Source organism: Kitasatospora sp. NPDC003701 (assembly GCF_053587085.1).
On sequence record NZ_JBSFNM010000004.1, the window covers coordinates 250,695 to 262,209 of the forward strand.

Consider the following 11,515-nt stretch of genomic DNA (forward strand, 5'->3'; position numbering starts at 1 on the left):
GCAGAAGTCGGACCAGCAGGTGCTGGAGCAGCAGGAGCCGGAGCAGCAAGCACCGGACCGGCAGGAGCCGGAAGAGCAAGTGCCGGACCAGCGAGAGGAAGCGCCATGTTCGCCATCACCAGCCGCTACCGGGGGCTGCCCACCGCCGACCGCCGCCTGCCGGACGGGCGGACGGTGACGTATCTGCGGCGGCGCTTCGTGCCGCACCCGGAGGAGCTGGCGCAGCTGCGCGAGCACGTCGTCGGGCCGGGCGAGCGGCTGGACACCATCGCCTTCGCGGAGCTCGGCGATGCCGAACTGGCGTGGCAGATCGCCGACGCGAACCGCGCCCTGGACCCCGACGAACTCCTCGTCCCCGGGCGGCGGTTGCGGATCACGCTGCCCGCCGCGGCCGGTCCGGCCGCCGGCTCGCCGCTGCTGCCGGGAGCCGTCCATGGCTAGGAGCCTCCAACTGCTGCTGCGGATCGGCGGTGTGGTCACCGCGCCGGCCCCGCAGGCGCTGATGGACGCGCTGCAGTCGGTGCAGGTGACGTCGAGCGCCGGGTCGCGGAGCGGCTTCCAGCTCACCTTCGCGGTCAGCAAGAGATCCGTGATCACCAGCACCCTGCTGCCGGCCGGGCTGCTCGACCCGCCGACGCGGGTGATCGTCGCGGTGGTGGTGGCCGGGTCGACCGAGGTGCTGATGGACGGCGTGATCACCCGGCACGAGCTGAGCCCGAGCGACACGCCCGGTGCCTCGACGCTCACCGTCACCGGCGAGGACCTGACGCTGCTGATGGACCTGCGGACCGAGCACGCCTGCTACCCGGCCATGCCGCACCACGTCAGGGCCACCCTCGTCCTGCTCAAGTACGCCCTCTACGGGGTGGTCCCGGCCGCCGTCCCGCCGATCGTCCCCACCGTCCCGAACCCGCTCGACCGGATCCCCGTCCAGTCCAGCACCGACCTGGAGTACCTGCGCAGCCTCGGCGAGGACGTGGGGTACACCTGCTACCTCGTCCCGGGGCCGGCGCCGGGCACCAGCATCGGCTACTGGGGGCCGGAGATCCGGGTCGGCGAGCCGCAGCCCGCGCTGACCGTCAACTCCGGGGCCGCGGACAACGTCGAGTCGCTGTCGTTCTCCTTCGACGGCCTGGCCCGCACCCAGTACACGGTGCGGATCACCGAGCCGAACACCAAGCTCGGCATCTCGGTGCCGGTCCCCGCCCTGAGCCTGCTGAAGCCGCCACTCGCCGCCCGACCGGCGGTCGCCCTCAGGGAGGAGCCGATCGTGAAACTGACCGACCGATCGATCACCGACGCGATGCTGCGCGCGGTGAGCGTGACGTCGAAGGCGGCGGACGCCGTCACCGGACAGGGCAAGCTGGACGTCCTGCGCTACGGCCGGGTGCTCGCCGCGCGCGGGCTGGTCGGCGTGCGCGGCGCGGGGCCCGCCTACGACGGCCTCTACTACGTCAAGAGCGTCACCCACGACGTCAGGCGCGGCGCGTACACCCAGAGCTTCGCCCTGGCCAGGGACGGCTTCGGCGCCCTCACCGACCGGGTGGCGCCGTGACCACGTCGAACGCCAACCAGCAGCCCGACTTCCGGGACCTCTACCGGGGCGTCGTCGTCTCGAACTTCGACCCCCTGCAACAGAACCGGATCATGGTCCGGGTCGACGACGTCCTCGGCGCCGACCCGTGCATCTGGGCCACCCCGCACTACGCGACGGCCGGCATGCACGTCGTGCCCTCCGTGCAGTCCGGGGTGTGGGTCACGTTCGAGGACGGGGACGTCAACCGCGCCGTGTGGACCGGGTTCTGGCGCGGCGGAACGCTGGAGCAGCCACCGGTGGCCGCGCTCGTCCCGCCCGAGGTGCCGCAGGTCGTGCTCAGCACGCCCGCCGGGAACTACGTGCTGCTCACCGACGCCACCGAACCCACCGGCGGCATCCGGCTGCAACTGCGCGGGGCGTCCGGGCCGTACATCAAGCTCAGCGAGGCCGGCATCGAACTGTCCTGCGGCCCGGGGCTGGCGAGCATCCGGCTGGCCGGCACCTCGGTGATCATCAACAACGGCACCCTCGTCGTGCCGAAGTAGGGGGAACCATGCCCGGCCTTGCCGTCCACACCGGAATGACCATGACCTGCCCGCACGGTGGCACCGCGACCGTACTGCCGGCCGGTCCGCCCGGAGCCCTGGTCGACGGACTGGCGGTGGCGACCACCGCCGACCGGATCGTGGTCGCCGGCTGCGCCGCTCCCACGCCCTGCGCGACGGTCCGGTGGACCAACGTCTCCGTCGTCCTCGTCAACGGTGCGCCGATGCTCACCCAGGCGCCGCCGCCCACGCCGCCCCCCGTGCCCGGCGGCGGGGTCTGCCTCGGCTCGCCCACACCCGGGCCGCCGCTGGTGATGGCCATGCAGCTGCTGGTCACCGGATCGTGAGCGGAGCGCACCGATGGACATCGCCTTCCCCTTCCGGATCGACGCGCGCGGCCGTACCGCGGACCGCGACCACCCGGACCACGTACGGGACATGATCGAGCAGCTGCTGTTCACCACGCCCGGCGAGCGGGTGAACCGGCCCGACTTCGGCTGCGGGCTGCTCGACCTGGTCTTCGAGCCCGACAGCGTCGAACTCGCGGCCGCGCTCCAGGTGTCCGCCGAGGGCGCGCTGCAACGCTGGCTCGGCGACCTGATCGTGGTCGACTCGCTCCAGGTCACCGCCGAGGAGAGCACGCTCCGCATCGAGCTGCGCTACCTGCTCCTCGCCACCGGCCAGGTGCGCACCGACGTCATCGAGGGGAGCGTGACGCGATGACCCGTACCGACGCACGGCGCCGGGCCAAGGTCCGCGCCGCCGGCCTCAGCGGCATCGACAGCGTCGACGTCCGCGACGGCGGCGACGGCGGCCGGGGCGACCACCTGGTCGTCGCCCTCCTCGGCGAGGCGCCGCACGGGCTGACGCCGGCGAACTTCCGCATCGACGGCGGACAGCGGATCACCGGGATCACCGTCCTGGAGGTGCACCGGCCCGACGACGGCGAGCAGCAGTCGCCGCACCGGCTGCTGCTCCGGATCGACCGGCCGGGCGACCTGTCGGTCTACCGGCTGAGCGTCGTGCGGACCGATCCGCACGGCCGGCCGGGCACCGAACCGCACCCGGGCTTCGACCGCCGCTTCGCGAGCAGGGAGTTCACCTTCCGGCCGGAGAGCGCCGGCCTGGACTGCGCCGACGACCGGTGCGGGGGCGGCTGCGTGGACCCGGCGGACATCGACGCGCCGCCCGACCTCGACGCGGGGCCTGACGTCCACGCTGTGCCTGACGTCCACGCTGTGCCTGACATCGACGCTGTGCCCGACATTGACGCTGTGCCTGACATTGACTACTTGGCCAAGGACTACGACAGCTTCCGCCGCCTGATGCTCGACCGGCTCGCCCTCACCGTGCCCGGGTGGACCGAACGGCACGTGCCCGACCTCGGCATCACCCTGGTGGAGTTGCTCGCCGCCGAGGGCGACCGGCTCAGCTACCGGCAGGACGCGGTGGCCACCGAGGCCTACCTCGACACCGCGCGCCGCCGGGTGTCGGTGCGCCGCCACGCCCGGCTGGTCGACTACGCGATGCACGACGGGTGTGCGGCCCGCGCGTGGGTCTGCCTGGAGACCGACGAGGACCTGACCCTGCCCGCCGGCGACTTCCGCTTCACCACGCGGACCCCCGGCGCACCGCCCGGCGCGAGCGCCGCCGTGCTCGCCGCCGACCTCGAACGCCGCGACCTCCCGCCGTACGAGGTCTTCGAGCCGGTCCACCGCGAGGACGTCCCGCTGTACCGCGACCACAGCCTGATCCACCTGTGGACCTGGGGTGACGCCGAATGCCGCCTGCCCACGGGGGCGACCTCGGCCACCCTCGTCGACAGCGCCCCGCACGGCCCCCGGGGGCGGCGGATCCTGCGGCTGCGGCCCGGCGACGTGCTGGTGTTCGAGGAGATCCTCGGCGCGACCACCGGTACGGCCGCCGATGCCGACCGCACCCACCGCCAGGCCGTCCGGCTCCTCTCCGTCGACGAGGACGTCGACCGGCTGTACGACCAGCCGATCCTGCGGGTCGCCTGGGCCCCGGAGGACGCCCTGGCCTTTCCGCTGCGGGTCGGCGGCAGGGGCGGCCCCGACTGCGCCGACCTCGAAATCGGGGTGGCCCGGGGCAATGCGGTCCTCGTCGAGCACGGCCGGAGCATCGACTGGTGCCACGCGCCGCCCGAGACCATCGACATCCCGGTCGCACCCCCGGCCGAACCCGGCTGCCCGCCCCCCGAACAGTGGGGCTGCCCCGACGACAGCCCGGCCGCCGGGCGGCCGCCGTACCCGCCCCTGCCGGTCCGCTTCGCGCCCGCGCTGCGCCTGACACCGGTGACCCGGAGCGAGCCCTTCCCCTCGCCGGCCGCCGTCGCCGCCGCGCAGGCCCGGCTGCTGCTGGGCCTGCCGGAGCGGGCCCGGCAGCGGCTCACCGCGATCTGGCACCGGCTCCCCCCGGAGCACGGGCACCCCGAACCCGCCGACCGCGGCTACCTGGTCACGCTCTTCGGCGAGGCCACCCTGCTCCGGGTGGGGCTGGAGCACCGGCCCGCGCACGCCCTGCGCGCACTGCTCGGGCGCTTCGACGAACTCCTCGCGGTGAAGCTCGCCCGGTGGGCCGAACTGCTGCGCCGGGCGCGGGCCGGCGCCGTCCTGCATGTCGACGCGGAGGGCTGGGAGATCGGCCAGAGCTGGGGTGAGGAGGAGCGCGACCGGCTGCGCGAGAGCGCCCCGGCCCTGCGGGGGCCCGCGGCCGCCGCGACCACCCAGGACCCGCGCCGCGCGCTGCCGGTCCTGCGGCTCACCGACCAGGACGGCCACGACTGGCGCCCCCGCCGGGACCTGCTCGACAGCGGCCCGGCCGACCGTGACCTGGTCGGCGAGACCGACGACGACGGCGTCCTGCGGCTGCGCTTCGGTGACGGCCGGCACGGCGCCGCGTTCCCGCTCGCCGACGCCCCGGGCCGGCGGTGCGCCGTGCGCTACCGGGTGGGCAACGGCACGGCGGGCAACGTCGGCGCCGAGGTGATCAGCCGGATCGTGTTCTGCTCGACCGGGCAGCACGGCATCCGCGTGGTGCGCAACCCGCTGCCGGCCCGCGGCGGCGTCGATCCCGAACCCGTCGACGACGTCCGCCGGCTCGCCCCGGTCGAGCCGACCGGCCGGCTGCTGCGGGCCGTCACCCCCCAGGACTACGCGACCCTCGCCGCCCGCACCCCCGGGGTGCGGCGGGCGGCCGCGGCGCTGCGCTGGACGGGCAGCTGGTACGAGGCCCAGGTGGCGGTCGAGGCCTTCGGCACCGCGACGGCCCCCGACCACCTGCTGGACGCCGTCCGGGAGGCGCTGTTCCGGTACCGCCGGATCGGGCACGACCTCGCCGTGCTCGGCGCCACCCAGGTGCCGCTCGACATCGCCCTGCACGTCCGGGTCGAGCCCGACGCGGTGGCCGGGCACGTGAGGGCCGGTCTGCTGGCGGCCTTCGCCGCACTGTTCGCGCCGGACGCGCTCTCCTTCGGCGCACCCGTGCGGGCGAGCCGGCTGGTGGCCGCCGCCGTGGCGGTGCCCGGTGTCCGGCACGCCGAAGTCACCCGGCTGGCCCGGCTGTTCGCCGGCCCCGCCGATCCCGGGGACGCCCTGGTCACCGGTCTCCTGCCGATCGGCGCGTTCGAGGCCGCCCGGCTGGACAACGACCCGTCCCGGCCCGAGAACGGCCGGCTCGCACTCGATCTGGAGGGTGGCCGATGAGCTGCCGATGCGGCTGCCGGGCGGGCGTCGAGGCCGTCACCCCGGTACCGGTGTTCAACCGGCCGGGCCTGCCGGCCCTGTCCTACCGGGCCGGCACCTGGCCGACGTTCCGCGCGTCGATGCTGGCCCGGCTGTCGAGCCGCCGGGCGCTCGACCCGCTCACCACCCGCGACCCGGACGACCCGGCCGTCGCCCTGCTCGACTGCTGGGCGACGGTCGGCGACGTGCTGACGTTCTACCAGGAGCGGATCGCCAACGAGGGGTATCTGCGCACCGCGACCGAACCGGAGTCGATCAGCCTGCTCGGCCGGCTCGCCGGGCACCTGCCGAGGCCGCCGCTGGCCGCGAGCACCCACCTCGCCTACACGCTCGACCCGGGGGCGCGGAGCCTCGTCCCGGCCGGGTCCGCGGTGCGCAGCCGGGCCGAGAACGGCGGGCTGCCGCAGACCTTCGAGACCGACGAGGACCTGGTGGCCCGCGAGGAGTGGAACACCCTCGCCGTCCGGCTGACCGACCCGCCGGACATCACCGCCGCCGGGGTCGACACCACGCTGGTGGACTTCGCCGTCGACGGCGTCTCGGCGAACCTCCGCAAGGGGGACCGGCTGCTCTTCGCGTTCGCCCCCGCCGGCCTGCGGCCGGACGTGCACGCCAGGACCGTCGCCGACTCCACCGTGGACTTCACCGCCGGCCGGACCGCCGTGACCCTGGTGTCGTCCGCCACCCCGCTCGATGCCTTCACCACCGCGGTCATCGACCTCGCGACCGCGCTCGACCGCGCGACCGGCGCCCCGGTCGCGTCGCTGGACCCGGTCGCGGCCCGGATCGTCACCGAGGTCCTCGCACCCCTGGCGGCCCTCCTCGCCCCCACCCCGACCCCGGCCGACGTGCTGGACCGGGCCGCCCGGTACCTCCGGCGGCTCACCGAGGCGGCGGCGACGGCGGCGAGGGGCGCGAGCTGCGCACTGGCCGACTGGCTGGGCGTCGAGGTGGCGGCCGTGGTGGGCAGCGGCGGCGAGCTGACCGCACTGGCCGCGCGGATCGCGCGCCGCAGCCCCCCGGAGATGGCCGAACTGCGCGGGCTGGCCCGGACCCTGGTCTGCGGCCACGACCTCCCCCGGGGCCGCGATCACGAACACGGCCCCGATCACGAACACGGCCCCGATCACCGGCCCGGCCGAGGCGACCGGCAGGGCGGGGGTGGCGACGCGGCCCGGGCCACCGAGTGCGAGGAGTGCCCGGACCCCTACCGGGCGACCGGCCTGGTCGCGCTGACGCCCGTCCTCCCGGCCCTGCGCCGGACCCCGTCCCGCCCGCCGCGCACCGCGCGCGCCCTCGCCACCCCGGCGCGGGAGCTGTTCCGGCCGGACGCGGACGTGCACCCCCGGCTGCTCGCGGCCGCCGACCCCCGGCTCGCGCCGGTGTACGAGGCGTGGCGGCGCGAGCGGATCACCGACCCGCCGGCGCTCGCCGGGCTGAGCGTCCTGCGGGTCCGGGCCACCGTCGCGCTGGTTGAGCCGCCGCCCCCGCGGCAGGACACCGCCGCAGCGGCCGATGACGGGTCGGCCGACGGCGGGGTGACCGGCATCCTGCTCGACGCCGTCCACGACGCGATCCTGCCGGGCCGGCCGGTGCTCGTCGGAGCCGGCGACGGCGCCGCCTCGACGGTGCTCTTCCCGGACCGGGTCGTGCAGGCCCGGCTGGACGTCACCGACCCGAACGACGCCGGCCGGAAGATCTCCGAAATCACCGTCACGAAGCTGGAGTTCGACACTCCGCTCGATCGTGACCGGGGGCCGCTGCGGCGCGGCACCCCGCTGTGGGCCCAGGGCGAACCGCTCACCCCGGTCGGCGCCCCCGTGCTCGACGACGTCGGGCAGGCGTCGATCGACCTGGCCGAGTGCTACGACGGGCTCAAGGCCGGCCGATGGATCGTGGTGTCGGGCGAACGCACGGACGTGCCCCACACCAGCGGTGTCCACGCCGCGGAACTGGCCATGGTCGCGGGCGTCACCCATCGCCTCGACCGGACCGTCGACGGCCGGCCGGTGCTCGAACGCGGGCAGGGGCCGCAGACCCGGCTGCTGCTGGCCGACGAACTCGCCCACACCTACCGGCGCTCCACGGTGAAGATCTACGGCAACGTCGTGGGCGCCACCCAGGGGGAGACCCGGGGCGACATCCTCGGCAGTGGCGACGCCGGCCGGCCGGGCCAGGTGTTCCGGCTGCACCTGGTCTCCGACCGGACCCCGCTGACCTGGACGGCGGCCGACAACCCGCTGGGCGCGAGCAGCACCCTGACCACCCGGGTCAACGGCGTGGCCTGGCAGGAGACCGCCGCGCTCGCACTCGCCGGGCCGACCGACCACGTCCGCGAACTGCGCACGGACCTCGCCGCCGGACCGGGCGGTCAGGGCGGATCCGGTGGCGCGTCGGTCGCGTTCGGCGACGGTGTGCACGGCGCCCGGCTGCCGTCGGGGAGCCAGAACGTCACCGCGACCTACCGCACCGGCGCGGGCGCCGTCGGCAATGTCGCGGCGGGCGGCATCGACCAGCTCGCCGCGCGTCCGCTCGGGGTGAGCGGCGTGACCAACCCGCTGCCGGCCACCGGCGGTGCGGACGCGGACGGACCGGCCGACGCGCGCACCGTCATCCCGCTGCGGCTGCGCGCGCTCGACCGGCTGGTCTCCGTCCAGGACTACGAGGACTTCACCCGGGCCCGGGCCGGCATCGGCAAGGCGAGCGCGGTGCGGCTCTTCGACGGGACGCGCGAGGTCGTCCACGTGACGGTGGCAGCGGTCGGCGACGCGCCGCTCGACCCGCTCTCCGGCCCGATCACCGCGCTCGAACGGGCCCTGGTGGACTACGGCGACGCCGGCCTGCCGGTCCGGGTCGCCGCCCGGGAGCTGCGGCTGATCGTGCTCGACGCGGGAGTGAAGGTGCTGCCGGACCACTCCTGGGAGCTCGTCGAACCCGCCGTGCGGGCCGCCCTGGCCGACGCGTTCGGGTTCGCCGCCCGTGAGCTCGGCCGGCCCGCGTACCTCAGTGAGGCCATCGCGGTGGTGCAGGGCGTCGAGGGCGTCGACTACGTCGACCTGGACGTCTTCGACAGCGTGCGATCCGATGTGACGCCGATTCAGCTCGCCGAACTGGCAACGGGGTTGACGTCGGCGAAGCCGTGCGTCGCCTCGCTCCCGGCCCACTTCGAGCGGCTCGACCACCGGGTCGTGGCCGGCGACACGCTCACCCGGGTGTCCCAGCGCCACGGCGTGCCCCTCGACGAACTCGCCGCGCTGAACCCGCTCCTGGCCACCCCGGCCCTCACCCCCGGACAGCTCCTCACCGTGTACCGCGACGTCCGCCCCGCGCAGCTCGCGGTCCTCCCGTCCGACGTCCCGGAAGCCCTGACCCTGCGGAGGATCCCGTGACCACCGACCGGATGTACGAGCTGCTGCCCGCCGTGGTCCGGCGCCGGGACGCGGAGCAGGGCGGGCCGCTGCGCGCGCTGCTCGGCGTGGTGCAGGAGCAGGCGGACGTCATCGAGGCCGACCTCGAACAGCTCTACGAGGACTGGTTCATCGAGACCTGCCGGAGCTGGGTCGCGCCCTACCTCGGCGACCTGGTCGGCTACCGCGTCCTGCCCGGTTCCGCCGAGGCGTTGTCCGGCTCCGCCGAGGCGGCCCGGCTGCTGCCCGCCGTGATCGCCGGGCGGCGGGACGTCGCGCACACCGTCGGCAACCGGCGCCGCAAGGGCACGCTCGCGCTGCTGGAGGAGTTGGCCGCGGACGTCGCGGGGTGGCCCGCGCGGGCGGTGGAGTTCCGCACGCTGCTCGGCGTCACCCAGGCGGTCCGGCTCCACGGCCGCGACCCGCGCGCCGACCGGCGCCGGCTCACCCGGGGCCGCACCGTGGACCTGCACGCCGTGGACGCGCTCGACCGGATCGACGGCCCGTTCGACAGCCTCGCCCACACCGTCGACGTCCGGAGGATCGACTCGGCGCGCGGCCGGGGGCGGTCCGGCATCCCCGAAATCGGCCTGTTCCTGTGGCGGCTGCGGGCCCACCCGGTCACCCGCGCACCGGCCCACTGCGACGACCGCGCCCGCCGGCACTTCACCTTCAGCGTGCTCGGCAACAGCGCGCCGCTGATCACCAAGCCGGTCGCGGAGCCCTCCCCGACGCACCTCGCGGACGAGAGCAACGTCCCCGGGTTCATCCGCCGCGTCGCCTTCGCCGAGCGGACCGCGCAGTTCTACGGACCGGGCAAGAGCCTGTGCGTCTACGTCGGCGGCGAACCGGTGCCGCTGAGCCGCGTGGTGGCGGCGGATCTGACCGGCTGGCGCCACCACCCGGCGGACGACCGGGTCGCGATCGACCCGGTGCTCGGCCGGATCGCCTTCCCCGCCCGGCACGCGCCGGCCGACGGCGTCTGGGTGGACTACCACTACGGCTTCAGCGCGGACCTCGGCGGCGGCGAATACCCCCGGCCGCCGCAACCGCGGCGCCCCCGGGCCTTCTACACGGTCGGCCGGGCCGCCGGGAACGACTTCACCGGGATCGGCGCGGCCCTGCGGCAGTGGCGGACGGACAAGCTCGCCGACCCCGGCAAGCGCGAGGCCGTCATCGAGATCACCGACGCCGGGGACTACCACGAGTCGCTCACCGTCGAGCTGGACCACGGGGACCGGCTGACCCTGCGCGCCGCCCCGGGCAGCCGGCCCGTGCTGCGCGTCCTCGACTGGAACAGCAACCGCCCGGACGCCCTGGAGATCGTCGGCCCGCGTCCGGCCGTCGCCGACGGGCCAGCCGACACCGACGGGCCCGCCGGGCCGACCGCCGAGTCCGACGGGCCCACCGCCGATTCGTCGGGGCCGGTCGGCGGGCTGCCGAGGATCGTGCTCGACGGGCTGTTGGTCGCCGGCCGGGGCCTGCGGATCCGCGGCGGCGTCGGCCAGGTCGTGGTGCGGCACAGCACCCTGGTGCCCGGCTGGTCGCTGGACCAGGAGTGCGGGCCCGAGCACGAGGAGGAGGCGAGCATCGAGCTCGTCGACACCCCCGCCTGCCTGGAGGTCGACCACAGCATCATCGGCTCGATCCTGGTCGATGCCGACGGGGCGACCGCCGAGCCCAACCCCGTTCGGCTGTCCGACAGCATCCTCGACGCCGTCGGCCGCCGCGCGGCCGCGCTGTCCGCACCGGACGGCCGCCCGGCGCACGCGGTGTTCAGCGCCCGCCGCACGACGGTCCTCGGCACGGTGCTGACCCGGGCGGCCGGCCTGGTCGAGAATTCCGTCCTGACCGGCTGCCTGCAGGTCGAACGCCGGCAGGCGGGCTGCGTCCGGTTCTGCTGGCTCGGGCCCGGATCGCGCACGCCCCGCCGGTTCCACTGCCTGCCCGACGCCCCGCCGGCCGGCGAACCGCAGCGGGTGGTCCCGAGGTTCACCAGCACCCGCTACGGCCTGCCGGGGTACGCGCAGCTCGCGCCGGACTGCCCGGAGGAGATCCGGCGCGGCGCGGACGACGGCTCGGAGCTCGGGGCGTTCCACGACCTCTTCCAGCCCCAGCGCGAGGACAACCTGCGGATCCGGCTCGCCGAGTACGTACCGGCCGGCTGCGACGCCGGCCTCGTCATCGTGACCTGACCCGACCTGACCCGACCCGACCCGACCCGACCTGACCCGTCACCTGGGGCCGTGGCCCGCAACCGTG

8 protein-coding genes are annotated in these 11,515 nt (G+C 75.4%); all 8 read left to right on the plus strand.

Annotation, left to right across the window (positions count from 1 at the left end; genetic code table 11):
• Nucleotides 1–105 precede the first annotated feature (105 nt).
• Genes ACWDRR_RS06230 through ACWDRR_RS06265 form a run of 8 tightly spaced genes read left to right on the plus strand, consistent with a single transcriptional unit; the run spans nt 106 to nt 11,448 of the window.
• On the plus strand, nt 106–441 hold the full coding sequence (locus ACWDRR_RS06230) for a hypothetical protein (protein ID WP_449771005.1): 336 nt from the start codon (nt 106–108) through the stop codon (nt 439–441).
• Nucleotides 434–1,555 (plus strand): hypothetical protein, encoded by a 1,122-nt coding sequence (locus ACWDRR_RS06235; RefSeq protein WP_449771006.1) that lies wholly within the window; start codon nt 434–436, stop codon nt 1,553–1,555. Before ACWDRR_RS06230 ends, ACWDRR_RS06235 begins: the two co-directional genes overlap by 8 nt.
• Entirely contained in the window at nt 1,552–2,082 is a 531-nt protein-coding gene (locus ACWDRR_RS06240) for a phage baseplate assembly protein V (protein WP_449771007.1), read from the plus strand. The genes ACWDRR_RS06235 and ACWDRR_RS06240 overlap by 4 nt, the downstream gene beginning before the upstream one ends.
• Nucleotides 2,083–2,090: 8 nt before the next feature.
• On the plus strand, nt 2,091–2,429 hold the full coding sequence (locus tag ACWDRR_RS06245; RefSeq protein ID WP_449771008.1) for a hypothetical protein: 339 nt from the start codon (nt 2,091–2,093) through the stop codon (nt 2,427–2,429).
• 13 nt (nt 2,430–2,442) lie between these two features.
• Nucleotides 2,443–2,805, plus strand: a complete 363-nt coding sequence (locus ACWDRR_RS06250) for a GPW/gp25 family protein (protein WP_380576725.1) — start codon at nt 2,443–2,445, stop codon at nt 2,803–2,805.
• Nucleotides 2,802–5,807 carry a putative baseplate assembly protein gene (locus ACWDRR_RS06255; protein WP_449771009.1) on the plus strand — a complete coding sequence of 1,002 codons (3,006 nt, stop codon included), beginning with the start codon at nt 2,802–2,804 and terminating at the stop codon, nt 5,805–5,807. The genes ACWDRR_RS06250 and ACWDRR_RS06255 overlap by 4 nt, the downstream gene beginning before the upstream one ends.
• The gene (locus ACWDRR_RS06260) at nt 5,804–9,235 is read left to right on the plus strand and encodes a putative baseplate assembly protein (protein WP_449771010.1); all 3,432 of its coding nucleotides are present in this window, start codon (nt 5,804–5,806) and stop codon (nt 9,233–9,235) included. The genes ACWDRR_RS06255 and ACWDRR_RS06260 overlap by 4 nt, the downstream gene beginning before the upstream one ends.
• Nucleotides 9,232–11,448, plus strand: a complete 2,217-nt coding sequence (locus tag ACWDRR_RS06265; protein WP_449771011.1) for a hypothetical protein — start codon at nt 9,232–9,234, stop codon at nt 11,446–11,448. The genes ACWDRR_RS06260 and ACWDRR_RS06265 overlap by 4 nt, the downstream gene beginning before the upstream one ends.
• Nucleotides 11,449–11,515 lie beyond the last annotated feature (67 nt).